Source organism: Corynebacterium capitovis DSM 44611 (assembly GCF_030440535.1).
GTDB classification, from domain to species: Bacteria; Actinomycetota; Actinomycetes; order Mycobacteriales; family Mycobacteriaceae; genus Corynebacterium; species Corynebacterium capitovis.
In genome coordinates this window covers 1,576,467-1,593,677 of sequence record NZ_CP047117.1, presented here as the reverse complement: position 1 = coordinate 1,593,677, position 17,211 = coordinate 1,576,467, and the positions used below count along the sequence as shown (strand labels likewise).

The window sequence follows — 17,211 nt, the reverse complement described above, 5'->3', positions numbered from 1 at the left end:
GGGGGAGTGTCGGTGCCCGCTGTACTGTGGTGGGCGTGAAAGAACGTTTCTTGGTCCAGGGTGGCGCTTCCCTCAGCGGTGTCGTTGCCGTTGACGGCGCGAAAAACAGTGTTCTCAAACTCATGGCCGCCGCCCTCCTCGCCGAGGGGACGACGACTCTGCACAACTGCCCGGAGATCCTTGACGTTCCGCTCATGCGCGATGTCTTGGTCGGGTTGGGCTGCGATGTGACCATCGAAGGGCCCGTGGTGGCTATCACGACTCCCGCCGAAGTGTCCCCCCACGCCGATTTCGATGCGGTCCGGCAATTCCGGGCCTCCGTCGCCGTCCTCGGCCCGCTTGCCGCCCGGTGCGGAGAGGCCTACGTCGCGCTTCCGGGTGGCGACGCCATCGGTTCTCGCCCCCTCGACATGCACCAATCCGGTTTGGAAAAGCTGGGGGCGACAACGCACATCCAGCACGGCGCCGTCGTCGCCAAGGCCGAGAAGCTCACTGGGGCGACCATCAAGCTGGATTTCCCCTCGGTAGGTGCCACCGAGAACATCGTGACCGCCGCGGTTCTCGCGGAGGGGCGGACGGTGCTCGACAACGCCGCCCGTGAGCCCGAAATCGTCGATCTGTGCGCCATGCTCAACTCCATGGGCGCGCGGATCTGCGGAGCCGGCACGTCAACCGTGACAATTGACGGTGTCGAGCGCCTCCACCCCACACAGCACACGGTGGTGGGAGACCGCATCGTGGCCGGAACCTGGGCCTACGCCGCAGCGATGACGCGCGGGGACATCACGGTGACGGGGATTGCACCCGGTCACCTCCACTTAGCCCTGTCCAAGCTCAAGGTGGCGGGGGCGGAGGTAGAAACCTACGACTCAGCCTTCCGCGTCCGCATGAACAACCGGCCGAAGGCGGTCGATTACCAAACCCTGCCATTCCCTGGGTTCCCGACCGATCTCCAACCGATGGCGATCGGCATCGCCACAATTGCCGACGGCGCGTCCGTCATCACCGAGAACGTCTTCGAGGCGAGGTTCCGCTTCGTCGACGAAATGTTGCGGCTCGGCGCGGACGCCAACGTGGACGGGCACCACGTTGTCCTCCGCGGCGTCGAGCACCTCTCGTCCACCGATGTGTGGGCGTCCGATATCCGCGCTGGCGCAGGGCTTGTCCTCGCGGGGCTTGTTGCCGACGACGTCACCACCGTCCACGACGTGGCCCATATCGATCGGGGATACCCGCGCTTCGTGGAGAAGATGCGTGAATTGGGCGCGACCATCGAACGTGAAAAAGAGCGATGACCTGGTGATTTGTGTGTGTGATGGGGGGTGTGTAACTTTGTGTGAGTCAGCGAGACTGACAGCGCCGCGCTTGGTTGTGTGACTGGGTGTGTCGGCGGTGTGGGAGAGTGTTCGCTGGTTTTTGTAGCGTGGCTGTGCCCCTGGCTCTGTGTGGGTTGGTGGTGGGGTGTGCGTGTGGTGTTTGAGAACTCGATAGTGTGCCAATGTACTTTTGTTTGTGGGTTGGTTGTGTGCTGTGTGTGTCTTGCTGTGCTGCTGCTTGGTTGTGGTGGTGTGGTGGGGTGTGTGCCGGCGTGCATGTGCTGCTGCTGCTTGGTTGTGGTGGTGGTGTGTGTGGTTGGTGGCATGGTGCGTGATTGATTCGCGTGGTGTGTTTTTTGTGGCTGGCCTTTTGTGCTGCACTGCTGTGTTTTGTGGTGTGGTGTGGGGGGTTGGTTGTTTTTTGTGCGTGGCTGTGTGCGCTCTGCTTTGGTGTGGGGTGTGTGTGGTTGCGTGTTTTGGTTGGGTTTGGGCTTTTCACGGCCTGTTTCTGCTGAAACGTTTTTGTGGAGAGTTTGATCCTGGCTCAGGATGAACGCTGGCGGCGTGCTTAACACATGCAAGTCGAACGGAAAGGCCCTGGCTTGCTGGGGTGCTCGAGTGGCGAACGGGTGAGTAACACGTGGGTGATCTGCCCTGTACTTCGGGATAAGCTTGGGAAACTGGGTCTAATACCGGATAGGAATCGCATGTTGGTGTGTGGTTGGAAAGCTTTTGCGGTATGGGATGAGCTTGCGGCCTATCAGCTTGTTGGTGGGGTAATGGCCTACCAAGGCGTCGACGGGTAGCCGGCCTGAGAGGGTGTACGGCCACATTGGGACTGAGATACGGCCCAGACTCCTACGGGAGGCAGCAGTGGGGAATATTGCACAATGGGCGCAAGCCTGATGCAGCGACGCCGCGTGGGGGATGACGGCCTTCGGGTTGTAAACTCCTTTCGCCAGGGACGAAGCTTTTGTGACGGTACCTGGATAAGAAGCACCGGCTAACTACGTGCCAGCAGCCGCGGTAATACGTAGGGTGCGAGCGTTGTCCGGAATTACTGGGCGTAAAGAGCTCGTAGGTGGTTTGTCGCGTCGTTTGTGTAAGTCCATGGCTTAACTGTGGGGTTGCAGGCGATACGGGCATAACTTGAGTGCTGTAGGGGTAACTGGAATTCCTGGTGTAGCGGTGAAATGCGCAGATATCAGGAGGAACACCGATGGCGAAGGCAGGTTACTGGGCAGTTACTGACGCTGAGGAGCGAAAGCATGGGTAGCGAACAGGATTAGATACCCTGGTAGTCCATGCCGTAAACGGTGGGCGCTAGGTGTGAGTCCCTTCCACGGGGTTTGTGCCGTAGCTAACGCATTAAGCGCCCCGCCTGGGGAGTACGGCCGCAAGGCTAAAACTCAAAGGAATTGACGGGGGCCCGCACAAGCGGCGGAGCATGTGGATTAATTCGATGCAACGCGAAGAACCTTACCTGGGCTTGACATGAACAGGATCGCCGCAGAGATGTGGTTTCCCTTGTGGTCTGTTTGCAGGTGGTGCATGGTTGTCGTCAGCTCGTGTCGTGAGATGTTGGGTTAAGTCCCGCAACGAGCGCAACCCTTGTCTTATGTTGCCAGCAATTCGGTTGGGGACTCATGAGAGACTGCCGGGGTTAACTCGGAGGAAGGTGGGGATGACGTCAAATCATCATGCCCCTTATGTCCAGGGCTTCACACATGCTACAATGGTCGGTACAGCGCGTGTGCGAGCTTGTGAGAGTGAGCTAATCGCTGAAAGCCGGTCGTAGTTCGGATTGGGGTCTGCAACTCGACCCCATGAAGTCGGAGTCGCTAGTAATCGCAGATCAGCAATGCTGCGGTGAATACGTTCCCGGGCCTTGTACACACCGCCCGTCACGTCATGAAAGTTGGTAACACCCGAAGCCGGTGGCCTAAACCCTGTGTGGGTGGGGAGCTGTCGAAGGTGGGATCGGCGATTGGGACGAAGTCGTAACAAGGTAGCCGTACCGGAAGGTGCGGCTGGATCACCTCCTTTCTAAGGAGTTTTTTGTGTGCCCCCTGCGCGCGTGGTCGTGTGGTGGGGGTGGTGGTTGATGTGTCCGTGTGTGGCACTGCCATCTTTTTTTTAAATCTGGCCGGGTGGTCGCGCACCCCCTGTTGTGTGGATGATGCTGGTGTGTTGTTCGTGTGATGGTGGGCGTATGTGGTCATGACCGTGTGTCCTGCAAACGGGTGGTTGGCATGCTGTTGGGTGTCTGGGGCACTTCGCGTGTGTGCGCATGACTGTTGTGGTTGTGTGTGTGCGTGGTGTTCGTGGGCGTGCCTGTCATGATTGTGCACGGTGTGTGTGGTTGTGGGGGGTGTGTGTGGTGTGTGAGAACTGTATAGTGGACGCGAGTATCTTTCTTTTTTGTGTGTTGTGTGCCTGATTGTGTGTGTTGGGTGTGTTGTGAAGGGCGTACGGTGGATGCCTTGGCATGCTGAGCCGATGAAGGACGTGGGAGGCTGCGTTATGCCTTGGGGAGTTGCCAACCGAGCGTTGATCCGAGGATGTCCGAATGGGGAAACCTGGCACCAGTTGTGTGGTGTGACCTGCAGGTGAATTCATAGCCTGTGTGGGGGTGTACGCGGGGAAGTGAAACATCTCAGTACCCGTAGGAAGAGAAAACAAGTGTGATTCCGTTAGTAGTGGCGAGCGAACGCGGATGAGGCTAAACCATGTGCGTGTGAGACCTGGCAGGGGTTGCGTGTGTGGGGTTGTGGGATGATGCGTGTGTTCGGGCTGCCACCTGGGCCATTGTGGTGTGCGCGTGAGCGGAAGCATCTGGGATGGTGCGCCGTAGTGGGTGATGAGTCCCGTACGTGGTTGCGTGTGTGCTGTGGTGTGCGTGTTGTCCCGAGTAGCAGTGGGCTCGTGGAATCTGCTGTGAATCTGCCGGGACCACCCGGTAAGCCTAAATACTCAGTGTGACCGATAGTGGATAGTACCGTGAGGGAATGGTGAAAAGTACCCCGGGAGGGGAGTGAAAGAGTTCCTGAAACCGTGCGCTTACAATCCGTCAGAGCACCGCTGGTGTGTGATGGCGTGCCTTTTGAAGAATGAGCCTGCGAGTCAGCGGCATGTCGCGAGGTTAACCCGGTTGTGGGGGAGTCGTAGCGAAAGCGAATCCGAAGAGGGTGTGTAGTGGCATGTCCTGGACCCGAAGCGGGGTGATCTACCCATGGCCAGTGTGAAGCAATTGTAAGAGGTTGTGGAGGCGCGAACCCACTTAGGTTGAAAACTGAGGGGATGAGCTGTGGGTAGGGGTGAAAGGCCAATCAAACTCCGTGATAGCTGGTTCTCCCCGAAATGCATTTAGGTGCAGCGTTATGTGAGCTTGCCGGAGGTAGAGCTACTGGTTGGTTGAGCGGGACTATCATCTTAGCAATGTCAGCCAAACTCCGAATGCCGGTTAAGTGGTGCATGGCAGTGAGACTGTGGGGGATAAGCTTCATAGTCGAGAGGGAAACAGCCCAGATCGCCGGTTAAGGCCCCTAAGGGTGTACTAAGTGGAAAAGGATGTGGGATCGCGATGACAGCCAGGAGGTTGGCTTAGAAGCAGCCACCCTTGAAAGAGTGCGTAATAGCTCACTGGTCGAGTGGTTCCGCGCCGACAATGTAGTGGGGCTCAAGTACACCGCCGAAACCGCGGCAATGATATCCCTGTGGGGTGTTGTTGGGTAGGGGAGCGTCGCGTGTGGGGTGAAGCAGGACCGTGAGGGGTTGTGGACTGCACGCGAGTGAGAATGCAGGCATGAGTAACGAGTGGTAAGTGAGAATCTTACCCGCCGGATGACTAAGGGTTCCTGGGTCAAGTTCGTCTTCCCAGGGTGAGTCGGGTCCTAAGGCGAGGCCGACAGGCGTAGTCGATGGTCAACGGGTTGATATTCCCGTACCCGTATGCACGCGCCCAAGACGTAACGGGTGATACTAACTTCCCGCATGCTCATTATTGTGCTGCCTTCCCCTTCGGGGGGTGGTGGTGTGGTGGGTGTGTGGTGGAGGGCCTGAACCTTAGTAGGTCAGTGATGGGGTGACGCAGGAAGGTAGCCACGCCGCGGAATGGATTGCGCGGTGTAAGCGTGTGGCACGGTGGGGTGTGAAATGCAGCCCGCTTTTGTGTGAGGCGTGATGCGTAGCCCCCTAGAGGGGTGATGGTGGTGATCCTATGCTGTCGAGAAAAGCCTCTAGCGATGTGTGCGTACGGCCCGTACCCGAAACCGACACAGGTAGTCAGGTAGAGAATACTAAGGCGGTCGGGTGAACTGTGGTTAAGGAACTCGGCAAATTACCCCCGTAACTTCGGGAGAAGGGGGACCCTACGAGGTGATCACACTGTTCGTGTGTGAGCGTGGTGGGGTCGCAGAGAAGAGAGGGGAGCGACTGTTTACCAAAAACACAGGTCCGTGCGAAGACGTGATGTTGATGTATACGGACTGACGCCTGCCCGGTGCTGGAAGGTTACGAGGACCTGTTAGACCCCCCCTGTGGGGGTCGAAGCGGAGAATTTAAGCCCCAGTAAACGGCGGTGGTAACTATAACCATCCTAAGGTAGCGAAATTCCTTGTCGGGTAAGTTCCGACCTGCACGAATGGCGTAACGACTCCCCTGCTGTCTCAACCACAGGCCCGGTGAAATTGCAGTACGAGTAAAGATGCTCGTTTCGCGCGGCAGGACGAAAAGACCCCGGGACCTTCACTACAGCTTGGTATTGGTGTTCGGTGCGGTTTGTGTAGGATAGGTGGGAGACTATGACACCATCACGCTAGTGGTGGCCGAGTCGTTGGTGAAATACCACTCTGACCGTAGTGGATACCTTAACCTTGGCCCATGATCTGGGTTGGGGACAGTGCCTGGTGGGTAGTTTAACTGGGGCGGTTGCCTCCCAAAGAGTAACGGAGGCGCCCAAAGGTTCCCTCAGCCTGGTTGGCAATCAGGTGTTAAGAGTGTAAGTGCACAAGGGAGCTTGACTGTGAGACGGACATGTCGAGCAGGGACGAAAGTCGGGACTAGTGATCCGGCACCTACGAGTGGAAGTGGTGTCGCTCAACGGATAAAAGGTACCCCGGGGATAACAGGCTGATCTTCCCCAAGAGTCCATATCGACGGGATGGTTTGGCACCTCGATGTCGGCTCGTCGCATCCTGGGGCTGGAGTAGGTCCCAAGGGTTGGGCTGTTCGCCCATTAAAGCGGCACGCGAGCTGGGTTCAGAACGTCGTGAGACAGTTCGGTCTCTATCCGCCGCGCGCGTTGAAACTTGAAAAAAGCTGTCCCTAGTACGAGAGGACCGGGACGGACGTACCTCTAGTGTGCCAGTTGTTCCGCCAGGAGCACCGCTGGTTGGCTACGTACGGAAGGGATAACCGCTGAAAGCATCTAAGCGGGAAGCCTGTTTTAAGATGAGGTTTCATTCGAGGTTCCCCACAGACGATGGGGTTGATAGGCCAGAGTTGGACACACAGTAATGTGCACCAAGACGACTGGTACTAATACACCAAAACCACCCGCACACGAAACACACACCACAAAGGTGTCGTACCCGCGTCCACTATGCAGTATCTGACACACCACACCCCCCGGCCACGGGGCGCCCAACAACAAAAAAATGTGTCGGTGGTCAATAGCGGCGGGGACACGCCCGGACCCATTCCGAACCCGGAAGCTAAGCCCGCCCGCGCTGATGGTACTGCCCCCGGGAGGGGGTGGGAGAGTAAGTTACCGCCGACCAACAACTCAACAACACAAAAAGGGGCGCCCCCACCAAGGCGCCCCTTTTTTGCGTTCTCCGGTCTAGTTCGTGATCGAGGCGAACGGTTCTTCGCCGAGTCGTTCCCTGTGGGCCGGGGTGTGTCCGTCAACGAGTTCCTCTGCTGTATCGCGGCGCGCCTTGTAGATAACCGCCGAGAGGATGACCGCAAGGAGTGCCGACGCGAGAAGGACGATAAGTCCGGTCCAAAACGCGGCGTCGTAAAGCCCGTCCGTTGCCCTCATGAATGCGTCGCGCGCGTAGCTCATCGGGTGGATGCGGTGGAAGAACTGCAGTGGGGTGGGGATCGTGGGCAGTGGCCACACGCCGCCGAAGACAAACAGGCCAAGCGTGAAGAAGCCCACCGAGAACAGTCCGCCAACGAGCCGGCCGAAGAGGACCCGGAAGAATTGGAACAGGGCCGCGCCGTTGAGGGCGATCAAGCCGACGACGGCTGCCATGGCGCCCCAGTTGTCTGGGCGCCACCCAGTGAGGATAGCAATCGCCGTGAATACAGCCATGATGCCAAGGTTGATCAGGAAGATGAGGCCGAACGCCCGCAAGACGGGTCCGATGCCGGTCCGGCTGTTCGCGCGGCGACCCACGGCGTGAGGGAGCAGTGCGGAGAGCACCGCCATGATGAGGTAGCCGAAGACGATGATGACGATGAGAGAGATACCACTTTCGATGGTCTTGACGGTCGGGTTGGACTCGTCGACGAGAGCCTGCGTCGGGTGGAGGTTGGCCTCGTTGAAGACGATCGGGACGGCCATCTGGTGAGCGGATGCGGGGAGCTGGCTGACGGTGGGGGCTTTCTCGGCTCCCTCGTCGAGCTTGGTTCGCAGCTCCGTGGACCCGTCCTTGAGCTTTCCGATGCCGTCTGTGAGCTGTGATCCACCGTCGGCTAGCTGCGAGGTGCCGTCGGTAAGGCGCGCGGTTCCGTCTTTGAGCTGCGAGGTGCCGGTGAGGAGGCGGTCCGTGCCCGCGCGGAGCTCGGTGGAGCCGTTAGCGAGCTGCTGGGAGCCGTCGATGAGGCGGTTCACGCCGCTGAGGTACGGCGCGTCCGGACTATTCAGGTTGTAGCTCAACTGTGCTGTGCCGTCGCGCAGACGGTTGAGATCGTTGACCATGTTGCCCTGGTTGGCGGGGTCGAAGCGTGCGAGCGAATTCCGCAGCTGATCCGTCTGCGCAGTCAGGCCCGTGGCGTAGAGAGTGTCGATGACCGGCTGTACCTGCGTGACGACGCTCTGCACCTGCTCCAGAACGGGAATGAGGGTGCCCGTGAGCTGCTGGACTCCGGCGTCGATCTGGGCGGCGCCGTCACCGAGCTGTCCCGTCCCGTCCTTCAGGGTCAGCAGGCCGTCGGCAAGCTGGCCCGCCCCGTCCTCGAGGCGCTTGGCACCCGTGTTGAGTTCGCCCGCGCCGTCGTTAAGCTGGGCTGCACCGTCGTTGAGCTGGGTCGCGCCACTACCCAGCTGGTTGATTCCGTCCACCGCGCGACCAGCGCCGTCTTGGAGTTGACCGACGCCGTCGTCGAGCTGCCCGGCGCCGTCGGATGCGCGGCGGATGCCGTCACCAAGTTGGTTCAAGCCCGTCAAGGTCTGGGTGGCGTAGGTCTCGGAGATCTTGGCGGAGACTTCTGCCTGCAGCTCTGGAATGAGCGCGGCGGTCAGGACCTTGCCGTTGGACCCGCCGTAGTCGTTGTAGTCGACGCGGATTTCGGATTGGGCGGGGTTGTCCGAGATGAGGGAGACCGTATCGGCGGAGAAGTCCTCCGGGATTGTGACCACGAACAGGTAGTCACCCTTGATGAGGCCGATGGAGGCCTCATCCGCCGAGACCTCCGTGAAGTTGAGGTAGGAGGTGTCCACGAGACCCTTGACCACCTCGTCACCCACGACGCGGAACTCGCCATCGCTCTCGGCGCCCTTGTCCTCGTTCACAATGGCGAGGGGGACGCGGGGCAGGGTCTTGCTCGGGTCCCACAGCGCCCACATAAACGTTGCGGAGATGAGCAGGGGGATGACGAGCGCGAGGACGACGAGGATGCGGGCGAGCAGGCTGGCGGGCCGCCAGTTGAGAGCCCTCCTGAGGCGAGATGGTGTGGCCGTCGACAAAGACGTTTCCTTTCACATCGGACCTCCCCGCACCCATAATCGGGCTTTGAGGGACGGTCGGTTTTTGCTTAGGAAACTAAATTAATCGACGAACGGTGTCAATGAGGTGATACCAGGAATATTTTCCCCGGGGGAGTGACCCCGGTCACACCATGACGAGTCCTTCTCGAGCCTCGTCCACGCGGTCCCGGCAGCTCTCAAGAGTGGCCCACTGCTCTGGGGGAACTGCGCGAACAGCAGCGTCGATAACGGCAGCGTCCGGTGTGCCCCATGCGATAGGCATCGGCGTCACGATGTTCCACGTGTCGCGATCCTGCGCCGATCGTTGCCCGCCCACGGCGACAACCGGGACGCGAGTACCGACGTCATGCGGGCCGGGGAGGTTTCCCACGTCTTGCGCCGTCACCGCCCAACGCGGCCGGCGGGAGGGGTCGGCGTTCGTATTGACGAGCGCCAACAGGGTCAACGACGTGCCGCGGTCCTCGGCGACGATGGCGGGGGCGAGCGGGTGGGCGTCGTAAAGCGACTGCGCTGTGCCCATGGAGCGGGGGATGAGGAAGCCAACCACGAGCATCAGGAGGCCGAACAAGGCGAGGCCAACGGTGGCCAAAAGGCGCATGGGAGACGACGCGTCGACGAGGAACCAGGCGGCGGCCGCGCCCGCAAGCGAGAGCGCGAAAACGCAGACCGCGGAGATGACTAGCCGGCGGGTGTCGTGGAGCAGCTCGTTGTGCTGCTTTGCGTAAGCCTCGTCGACCGCGAACCGGAACACTTTCATCTCGCTCATGGCGCCAATGTTATAGGTCAGCTTCGTCCACAAGCCGGTAGGCGTAACCCTGCTCAGCGAGGAAACGCTGGCGGTGACGGGCGTACTCGGCGTCGAGCGTATCGCGGGCAACAACGGTGTAGAACAGGGCCTCGCCGCCCTCAGCCTTGGGGCGCAGCAGCCTGCCGAGACGCTGGGCCTCCTCTTGGCGGGAGCCAAACGTGCCCGACACCTGAATTCCCACCGACGCCTCCGGCAGGTCGATGGAGAAATTCGCCACCTTCGATACGACGAGGACGTCCAGCTCGCCGGCTCGGAACGCCGCGAAGGCCTCTTCGCGCTTCCTTGTGCTCGTCTTGCCGTGAACGAGCGGGGCCCCAATCCGCTCCGCGATGAGTTCGATCTGTTCGAGGTAGGCGCCAATAATAAGAACCTGTCGGCCGCGGTGACGCTCCAGCAGCTTCTCGACGACGCCCAGCTTCCCCTCACTCGTCGCCGCGATGCGGTAGCGCTCTCGCGTTTCCGCCGTGGCGTAGGCGAGACGCTCCTCGGCGTCGAGCTGCGTGCGGACCTCGACGCACTCCGCCGTGGCGATAAACCCCGCTGCCTCGAGCTCTTTCCACGGCGCGTCATAGCGTTTGGGGCCGATCAGGGAGAACACGTCGTTCTCCCGCCCGTCCTCGCGCACGAGGGTCGCCGTCAGGCCGAGACGGCGACGGGACTGCAGATCCGCGGCCATCCGGAACACGGGCGCGGGCAGGAGGTGCACTTCGTCGTAAATAATCAAGCCCCAGTCCCGGGCGTCAAGCAGTTCCAGGGCGCGGTACTCACCCTTCGTCTTGCGGGTGACTACCTGGTACGTGGCGATGGTGATAGGTCGAATTTCCTTGCGCTCTCCCGAATATTCCCCGATCTCTGCGGGGGTAAGGGTCGTTCGTCGCAGCAGCTCGTCGCGCCATTGTCGCCCCGCTACCGTGTTGGTGACCAAGATGAGCGTCGTTGTCTGGGCCTGCGCCATGGCGGCCGCCCCGACGATGGTCTTTCCCGCGCCGCAGGGCAAGACGACCACCCCAGAGCCCCCGGCCCAGAAGGACTCCGTAGCCTGGGCCTGGTAGTCGCGAACGCTCCACCCGTCCTCGGTCAAAGCGACGGGGTGGGCTTCGCCGTCGACGTAACCGGCGAGGTCCTCGGCGGGCCACCCGAGCCTGGTGAGCTCTTGCTTGATCCGTCCGCGCTCGGACGGGTGGACGGGGAGCGTGAGCTCGTCAATGGGAGCCCCCACCAAGGGGGCGATTTTCTTGTTGCGCGAGACCTCGGTGAGGATTGCGGCCTCGTCCGCCTCCAGAATCAACCCGTGCGCCGGGTGGTTGTGCAGGCGGACTCGGCCGTAGCGGGCCATTGTTTCGGCGACGTCAATAAGCACGTTCTGCGGCACGGGGAAACGGGAGAAGCGCTCGAGGACGTCGACGGCGGTTTCGGCGTCGAACCCGGCCGCGCGGGCGTTCCACAACGCCAGCGGCGTAATCCGATACGTATGAATGTGCTCGGGGGCGCGCTCTAACTCGGCAAAGGGCGCCAGCGCGGCGCGGGCTTCTCCCGAGAGCGGATGGGCGACGTCGAGAAGAACTGTCTGGTCGGATTGGACGATGAGGGGGCCGTCGGGCATGAGCACCGACTTTACGCCGCCTCTACGCGGCGGCGGCCTTGAGCCACGACATCTTGCGGCCGTTGTTTAGAATCGAATTCTTGTAGATTCTCCCTGCCAGCCAGACCACGCCGGCCGTCGCGACGAGCGCAAGGGCAAAAGAGGCAGCGAGCTTTACCGCCGAGAAGTTCCCCGCGGCATACGTCAGCGGGGCGGCGAAGATGGAAAACGGCGGGATCCAGCTGGCCACCTGCATCCACGTCTCGGAGGTATGAAGCCACCCCAGCAGCGGGATGTACATCGTGGCCATCAGCAGGAGAAGAACCGGCATCTGTGTTGATTGGAGGTCCTCGCTGCGCTGGACCAGCGCACCCGCTGCTGCGTAGAGAGCGCCGAAGAACAGCATGGCTGCTAGCCACGCCCCCAAAAGCACCGGGACTATGCCCCAGTCGAAGGATATGTCGCTGGCCAGCCCCGTGACCGCCAGCGCGACCGAACCAGCCCCGATAACAAGGAGCGTGGTGGCGAATCCGATGGCAATCGCCCCAAGCAGTTTCCCGGCGAGAAAGTCGCGGGGCTTCACCGAGGCGAGTACGAGCTCAACCACGCGGGAGGACTTTTCCACGGTGACGCGGCTGCCGACATTCGCCGCGAAGAGCACCACGGTGAACATGATGATTATCAGCGCGGCGAAGACCAAGCCGAGACGGGTAAAGTCGGCATCGGTCGTGTCCGCGTCGGCCGACAGATCCACCAACGTCACCGTTGTATTAGGCGAGGCCGCGGCGAAGTCGGCCGGGGACACACCGAGAGCGCTTAGGGCGGCGGTTGTGGAGTAGAACGACGCGGCCTGGTTCACGTGGGCATAGATGCTTGACGACGCTTCGGCGCCATCGTCCACCAACTCCCACCCCGAGGGGGAGGCGACGACGGCGGCCTCGACGTCCCCGTCGCGGACCAGCTGCTCGGCGGCACTACGGTCGGGGGCGTCGCGTGGCTCGAGCCCGGACCCGTCAAAGGCCGAGGCGGGTAGGCCCACGGTAGCGACCACGGGGGCGGAGTCCGACTCCTCAGAGTTGGCCTTCCACCCGATGACGCCGATGATCCCCACGATGCCGATGAGCAGAAGGGCGACGGTGAACCACACCGACTTGAGGCGGGCGACGACGTGAATTTCCCGCGCCGCAGTCAGGGCAATTGTGTGCACAGGTGAGTAGGGGCGGGTCACGCCACTGCCTCCTTAAAGAGTTCGGACAGGTCAGGCACAACGCGGGAGAACTCGTGGACCTCACCCGCATCCAGAGCGGCGCGCAGGATTCGCTGGTCGTCGCTCGCCTGCTCGGTTTCGACAACGACGTGCGTTGCTGTGTCCTCGACAAGCCGAGCACCCTCAGGCAGCCAGTCGCGGGCAGCGGTCGCCACCCGGAAGCGCACGGGCCCGCCCTGCCGTAACTCGTCGACGGTTCCTTCGGCCACCACGCGGCCGCGAGCCACGATCCCGACACGGTCGCACAACCGCTGCACCAAGTCGAGTTGGTGTGAGGAAAAGATGACGGGGACGCCATGCTCGCGCGCGCGGCGGGTGAGCATCGTGCTCATGACATCGACCGCGACGGGATCGAGGCCGGAGAAGGGCTCGTCGAGGATCAAAACGTCGGGGTCGTGAATGAGGCTAGCGGCCAGCTGCACGCGCTGTTGATTGCCGAGGGAGAGATCGTCGACCTTGTCCTGGAGGCGCTCGCCGAGCCCCAGCTCTTCCAGCAGGCGCGTCCCGCTGCGGACAGCGTCGTCGCGCGCCAGCCCGTTCAGCCTGGCCAGGAAGACGAGCTGCTCAAGGACCTTTTCCTTGCCGTACAGCCCGCGCTCTTCGGGCATGTACCCGATGCGGCGACGCGAGTCGTCGTCAAGCGGGGCCCCATCGAAGAGAACCTCGCCGCTATCCGTGGCGAGGACTCCCATGGCGATGCGCATGGTGGTGGACTTGCCGGCGCCGTTGGAGCCGACGAAGCCGTAGATTTCACCGGGGTGGACGGTCAGGCTCATTCCATTGAGTGCCTGGTTATCGCCGAAGCGCTTATACAGGCTGACAATGTCTAAGGAGGGCACGCGCCCTAGGCTAGCAGTACGTGGGTGACGCGGGGCAGCGAGATGCGGACCACGCTGTTTGTGGACTCTTCAAGCACATCCACCTGCCCAGACGTAGCCGAGAGGGGAAGAGCAGTAAGGGTCTTTGAACGTCCCTGGGCATCGACGAAGCCGATTGCGACGTGCCGTCGCGCGCGAACGGCAGCGCGCAGCGTAGACAACATGCTGTCATTTTCTTCAGTTTCCGTTGCCCCAGTGGCATCCGCCGTCCGGACGGCGCGCACGATCTCCTCCAGGTGCGCGGGGGAGACACCGTGGGGGGAGGGCAGGCGGGACGGCGTCGCCGCGACCAGACGCGGTTCGGGGGCCATGTCAATGCGCGCGCCCGTGAAATCCTCGGCGCTTGGTTGGAGGCCCACCCCGCGAAGCTCGCGCATGAGGGCGGGGAGGCCAAGCAAGGAGATCGCGACCGTGGGCGCGATGACGCGCAGCGAGGAGACGCGCTGTGCAGCTAGAGCGATAAGGGCGGGGTCCTCGCTGTGGATGTAGCTTGCGGCGGCGCCGGCTCGGGTGGCACCGTGGTGGCGCGCGGTGTCGTCGATAAGAAAGCTCATGGCGGGGGGAACCTCGCCGTCGACATAGCGCGCGAGCCACGAATGGAGCTCTGCAGCCGTCGTGCCGGCATTCAAAGCGCGCCGGACGGACTCGTGGGTGACCCGGTAGACGCTAGCCAGGCCCGGTGACTCGAGGTCAGCGAATAACTCTAAGACGCGAGCCATCTCAGGTGGCATGGGGCCGGGGGCAAGGATTGTCATATCCGCCTGGGCGATGACGGCATCAACCTCCGCGGGAACGAGTGCTGCCGCTGCCCGGGTGACATCCTCGCCGTTAAGCACAGCCGCCAGGGGAGAGGAGGGGAGACCATTGCCGAGCGCGCCGATCATGCGCCCCTCCTCGACGACGTCCTCGATGAAGTGCGAGGTCATCCCTGCAGCGGCAACGGGAAACCTGTACAGCAGGGTGGGCATCAGTGCCTCTGAGGCGCAGCGCACGACAATAGAGCGCGGCGTGCGCACCTCGGGCCGGTGCGTCTCCTTAGAGAGCAATCGCTGCTCGGCGCTTCGTTGCCAGGGGGATGCGAGCCACCCGGTGAGGAGTGTCGACCATTGGGCGGCGAGTGGCGAATCGAGCCAGGCGGGCGCGTCGCGGGTCGCGGCTAGCACGTCGGTGCCATCGACATTGCCACGGCCGACCACACCCGCCGATTCTCCCACCGTGATGATGAAAGACGGGTCAAAACCCAGGGCTTTGCTTAGCGACGCCACCGCCCTGAGCCCAACCGAACCGTCCTTATTCAGCGGCACCGGTGACGCAAACAGCGCCGTGAGGAGTTGACGCATGCGCCGCACGGCATCGAGGCCGTGGTCGGCTGCCACCGAATCCACCGCGGGGTCTTCGGTGGCGCTGCGCCCATCCGGCGGGATGACAGGATAGACACGCGGGGTCATTCCTCCTAGCGTCTCGCGCACCGGGCGAGGCAGGCGTACGGTGCGCTCGTCGACGCGCACGAGCAAACCGCGCTCGAGAAGTTGGGGGATGGGTCCCCGAGGGTCCGCGTCCGCGGCCGCTGCCCGAGTCGTACCGATCCCGCCGGAGGAAGCAAGAGTATCGAGCACCTGACGTTCGCGGGGCCCTAACTGCGCGACCTTCTCTTCGACGTCGGGAGGGACCGGATCGAGAACCCGCCAGCCTGCGGGGAGGGTGGCAAGAGCGCCGGGGGAACAACGAAGAGCGTCGTCGGGCCCGTAAAGAAGCGCTTTTTCCCTAAGTGATCGCACGGCCCCGGCGACATCGAGGGGGAGGTGCGCCAGGAGCCCGATGTCGATAGGCTCCAACTCGGCTCCCGCGTCACCGGCCGCCTCTAAGACGGCAAGTTCCCCAGCGTTGAGCGCGCGTACTACTCGGGCCACAGAACCGGGTAGTGAGAGTCGAGTGGCCAGGGAAGCGAGCGACGGTGGGGTGGGCACCGTGACGTCGGGGCGGGCTGATAGGACTGCGCGAAGTTCATCGTCGGTCATGGCGCGCAGGGCGGTGAGGAGATCAGACATTACGGGGGTGATTTTACGTGCGTTTTCGAGGCCGCCGTGAAACAATAGGCCTTATGGCTAACGACGTTGAGAAGATCGGTCGCGCAAACCCAGCGTGGCCGGAGCACACCCCCGGCAACGGTCACCCGGTGACGGAAATTTCCTCCAAGCTCGCTGGTGCCTCAAGCCCGTTCGGCGATGATCTGATTCTTCCCCGGCCCGCCGAGGAGATCGCGTACGTTCACCCGACGACGCGCATCAACCGCTAGAACGCAAACGCCAAAGGCCCTCGCAAACGCGAGGGCCTTTGGCGTTACATGGGCGCTTAGCCGCGGACGCCAGCCACCACCGTGTCGATGATGGCTTTATTGGCGGTATATGCGTCGCGCACCTGCGCGGGCACCTCCAGACCGTAAGCGCTCAGGGTGCTGCTGAGCTGGGCGTAGAGCGCGTCAGAAGCGGAGTCCGCCGGAGCCTGGACCTGCGCGTACTGAGCGGCCGGCTGAGCGGCCGGCTGGGTGGCCTGAGCGTACTGGGCGTCGCGGTTGGTCGGCGCGGAGTTCAGACCGAGCTGGGCGGAGCAAGCCGGCCAGGCGCCCCAGCCCTGGCCCGCGAGGGTGCGCTCAGCCACAACGATCTGCTGCTCGCGGGAGGCGAGGTTAGCAGTCGGGGCGAACTCCGCGCCACCGTATGCCTGCCACGTTGACGGGGAGAACTGCAGGCCGCCCTGGTAGCCATTTCCATTGTTGATGGCCCAGTTTCCGCCTGACTCGCACTGGGCGAGGCTGTCCCAGTCGGCGTCAGATGCCGCGGAAGCGTTCGGGGCGATAATGCCCGTCAGGGCGGCGGCTGCCGCGGTGCCGACGAGGGCCTTCTTGCCCATGGATGCAGTCTTCGTGGAGTGGCGTCCCATACGAATGTGTTTTCCTCTCTTCTGCGCCTGCGGAGTTAGCTGTCGGGTTCTGGCTGAGGTGCCAGGCCGCGTAGGCGGCCTCACCCCTAGGAGAGTGATCTCCGGCGGCGACATCGTGTGCGTCCCGTGTTCGTCCGCGGTGGGTTCCCCGCTTCTGTCCTCATGAAGTTTGTGGATGGGGTACAATGTATGCCTTAGATGACGCGGAGCCGGACAGAATTCGGCGTAGCTCCGAAGGCGTGAGGGCTACTCTAACGATGTGTAACGGTTATGTCACGCGATGGACACAAAATGACTGCCGTGCCGCCGAAAACCCGACCCTAGCCACTGTGTTTATGCTGCAAGAAGCGCGTTTTCCGCGCGTGGGTGATATGTGTCACATCTCGCGTTGCGGCTCCCCGTCGATAGAATGACTTCTTCCCATAGGGTTCCCATAGGGTTTACCTAGAGCCCCAAAGTGTTGATCCCGTAGAGAATGTAGGAG

9 protein-coding genes, 3 rRNA genes and 1 riboswitch are annotated in these 17,211 nt (G+C 62.2%); of the genes, 5 read left to right on the top strand and 7 right to left on the bottom strand.

Annotated elements, in window-relative coordinates; all coding sequences use genetic code 11:
• Positions 1 to 35 precede the first annotated feature (35 nt).
• From murA to rrf, 4 genes are all read left to right on the top strand, one after another.
• Positions 36 to 1,295 (top strand): UDP-N-acetylglucosamine 1-carboxyvinyltransferase, encoded by a 1,260-nt coding sequence (murA, locus tag CAPI_RS07780; protein WP_026157195.1) that lies wholly within the window; start codon positions 36 to 38, stop codon positions 1,293 to 1,295.
• Positions 1,296 to 1,837: 542 nt separating this feature from the next.
• Positions 1,838 to 3,362: ribosomal RNA gene (locus CAPI_RS07775) — 16S ribosomal RNA — on the top strand.
• A gap of 405 nt (positions 3,363 to 3,767) precedes the next feature.
• Positions 3,768 to 6,876, top strand: a 23S ribosomal RNA gene (locus CAPI_RS07770).
• Between the two features lie 101 nt (positions 6,877 to 6,977).
• Positions 6,978 to 7,095: ribosomal RNA gene (gene rrf, locus CAPI_RS07765) — 5S ribosomal RNA — on the top strand.
• Together the 16S, 23S and 5S rRNA genes form the textbook arrangement of a ribosomal RNA operon.
• A 63-nt stretch (positions 7,096 to 7,158) precedes the next feature.
• Here the strand turns inward: rrf and CAPI_RS07760 are convergent.
• From CAPI_RS07760 to CAPI_RS07735, 6 genes are all read right to left on the bottom strand, one after another.
• Positions 7,159 to 9,231, bottom strand: coding sequence for a YhgE/Pip domain-containing protein (locus CAPI_RS07760; RefSeq protein ID WP_018018084.1), 2,073 nt, complete (start codon positions 9,229 to 9,231; stop codon positions 7,159 to 7,161).
• 145 nt (positions 9,232 to 9,376) lie between these two features.
• Complete coding sequence (locus CAPI_RS07755; RefSeq protein ID WP_245531649.1) at positions 9,377 to 10,018, bottom strand: DUF3239 domain-containing protein; 642 nt, start codon at positions 10,016 to 10,018, stop codon at positions 9,377 to 9,379.
• Positions 10,019 to 10,028: 10 nt separating this feature from the next.
• The gene (locus CAPI_RS07750) at positions 10,029 to 11,669 is read right to left on the bottom strand and encodes a DNA repair helicase XPB (protein ID WP_156806914.1); all 1,641 of its coding nucleotides are present in this window, start codon (positions 11,667 to 11,669) and stop codon (positions 10,029 to 10,031) included.
• A gap of 16 nt (positions 11,670 to 11,685) precedes the next feature.
• Positions 11,686 to 12,870, bottom strand: coding sequence for an ABC transporter permease (locus tag CAPI_RS07745; RefSeq protein WP_018018081.1), 1,185 nt, complete (start codon positions 12,868 to 12,870; stop codon positions 11,686 to 11,688).
• A complete protein-coding gene (locus CAPI_RS07740) occupies positions 12,867 to 13,748 on the bottom strand; it encodes an ABC transporter ATP-binding protein (RefSeq protein ID WP_018018080.1) in 882 nt (293 codons plus the stop codon). Before CAPI_RS07740 ends, CAPI_RS07745 begins: the two co-directional genes overlap by 4 nt.
• A gap of 5 nt (positions 13,749 to 13,753) precedes the next feature.
• A complete protein-coding gene (locus CAPI_RS07735) occupies positions 13,754 to 15,835 on the bottom strand; it encodes a helicase-associated domain-containing protein (RefSeq protein WP_018018079.1) in 2,082 nt (693 codons plus the stop codon).
• Between the two features lie 53 nt (positions 15,836 to 15,888).
• Between CAPI_RS07735 and CAPI_RS07730 the strand changes: the two genes are divergently transcribed.
• On the top strand, positions 15,889 to 16,083 hold the full coding sequence (locus CAPI_RS07730) for a hypothetical protein (RefSeq protein WP_018018078.1): 195 nt from the start codon (positions 15,889 to 15,891) through the stop codon (positions 16,081 to 16,083).
• Between the two features lie 56 nt (positions 16,084 to 16,139).
• Here the strand turns inward: CAPI_RS07730 and CAPI_RS07725 are convergent, their stop codons facing one another.
• Positions 16,140 to 16,727 carry a resuscitation-promoting factor Rpf1 domain-containing protein gene (locus CAPI_RS07725; RefSeq protein ID WP_018018077.1) on the bottom strand — a complete coding sequence of 196 codons (588 nt, stop codon included), beginning with the start codon at positions 16,725 to 16,727 and terminating at the stop codon, positions 16,140 to 16,142.
• A 9-nt stretch (positions 16,728 to 16,736) separates the two neighbouring features.
• A riboswitch (cyclic di-AMP (ydaO/yuaA leader) is annotated at positions 16,737 to 16,911 on the bottom strand.
• Positions 16,912 to 17,211: the final 300 nt, after the last annotated feature.

What these genes read in the sequence shown, in the direction of transcription:
- CAPI_RS07755 (WP_245531649.1), bottom strand. Translation starts at nt 10,018, where the DNA reads ATGAGCGAGATGAAAGTGTTCCGGTTCGCGGTCGACGAGGCTTACGCA.
- CAPI_RS07725 (WP_018018077.1), bottom strand. Translation starts at nt 16,727, where the DNA reads ATGGGACGCCACTCCACGAAGACTGCATCCATGGGCAAGAAGGCCCTC.
- CAPI_RS07730 (WP_018018078.1), top strand. Translation starts at nt 15,889, where the DNA reads ATGGCTAACGACGTTGAGAAGATCGGTCGCGCAAACCCAGCGTGGCCG.
- CAPI_RS07735 (WP_018018079.1), bottom strand. Translation starts at nt 15,835, where the DNA reads ATGTCTGATCTCCTCACCGCCCTGCGCGCCATGACCGACGATGAACTT.